1 protein-coding gene is annotated in these 1535 nt (G+C 65.4%); it reads right to left on the reverse strand.

What is annotated here, in order from left to right; translation table 11 throughout:
- Nucleotides 1–116: 116 nt before the first annotated feature.
- Nucleotides 117–1535: group II intron reverse transcriptase/maturase (gene ltrA, locus ACWJ6R_RS36115; RefSeq protein ID WP_449066512.1), on the reverse strand; the 1419-nt coding region annotated here is incomplete at its 5' end.

Here is a 1535-nt window from a genome sequence, read left to right on the forward strand (position 1 = left end):
CTTGTTGAGTCGGCCTGGGGCGCGGTGCCGAGATCGCTCTCGATCCGTTTCCCCAGGCCGCTCGCCGAACCCGCCGTGCCGATCTCTCGGCAACGGGCTCTCCACGGTCTCTGCCGTCAGGCGGGGTTCGCAGGAAGCCATGGGCTGGGAATCTTGTTACCTCGGTAGGCGTAGCGGGAGACCGTCGTCTGCCTACTGAGGCTGTAATACTCGATCCCGTCTGCGGCGATCACCCACCGGCCGGAGCCGGTCTTGAGATGGCGGCGCAGCTGCCCCCAGTTCCAGCCGTGACGGGCCCGCAGCATGTGAGCCAGCCTCCACCAGGTGAAGGTGTCCAACTTGCTGAAGGTCCATTTGGCCACGGCGTGCTTGAAATAGGTGGCCCATCCGCGCATGATCGATGCGAGTCTTTTCAGCACGGAGGCGAAGTCCTGCTGCGATGTCTTGTGGGTCAGGGCACGGATCTTGGCCTTCACCGATCGTTTGGGACGGTCGGCGATGAAGGTGTAGACGTACCACTTGTCCGAACCTCTCTTGCGTTTCCACCGGATGCGGAAGCCGAGGAAGTCGAACCCGTCGCTCATGTGGACCACTCGGGTCTTGGCCGGTGACAGCCGTAATCCCAGCGGGGCCAGCACCGCGGCGACCTCGTCCTGAAGCGCTTGGGTGTCCGCGCGTGAACCATGCACCACGATGACGAAGTCATCGCAGTAACGGATGATCCGCCACGTCGGCCGTCCCTTGGAGCGCCGGTAGGCGCGCTTGCCCGAGGTCGACATCGGCCCGCCGTTCCTCCACGGTGCCATCACGTGCTCATCGAGCACCGTCATCACCACGTTGAAGATCAGCGGAGGCAGGATGCCGCCCTGCGGCGTGCCGGTGTAGGAGTTTCTGCGCTCGCCGAGTTCGGTGAGGATCCCGGCCTTGAGGAACGCCTTGACCAGCGCCAGGACGCGCTTGTCCTTCACCCTGAGCCGCACCCGGTCCATCAAGGCGGAGTGGGAGACACAGTCGAAGGCCGCTTCGATGTCCGCATCCAGCACCCAGCGGTAGCCGCGTGTGCCGAAGTGGTGGATCTCCGCGATCGCGTCATGGGGCCGCCGCCCGGGCCGGAACCCGTAAGAGACCGGCACGAAGTCGGCCTCGAAGATGGGCTCCAGCACCAGCTTGAGCGCCGCCTGAACGACCCGGTCCGCGATCGTCGGTATGCCGAGCGCGCGAACCTTTCCCGACCCGCCCGGCTTGGGGATCTTACGTTCCCGAACCGGCAACGGCCGAAACGAACCGTCCTTGACGGCGGCTCGCAGGTCATCCAGGAATCCCGGGACGCCAACGTATTCCTCGACGAAGGCGACCGTCAGGCCGTCGACCCCGGGGGTATTGGCACCCCGATTGCCCGCAACCCGGTCGAATGCCACCAACAGCGTGGCCGGGTCATGGACGAGGTTGAACAAGTCATCGAACCGGCGGCCGGGATCGGCCACCGCCCATCGGTGAAGCTTGGCCTGCATCTCCGATACCCGTCGTCGCGGCCC

It is taken from the genome of Planomonospora algeriensis (genome assembly GCF_977012225.1).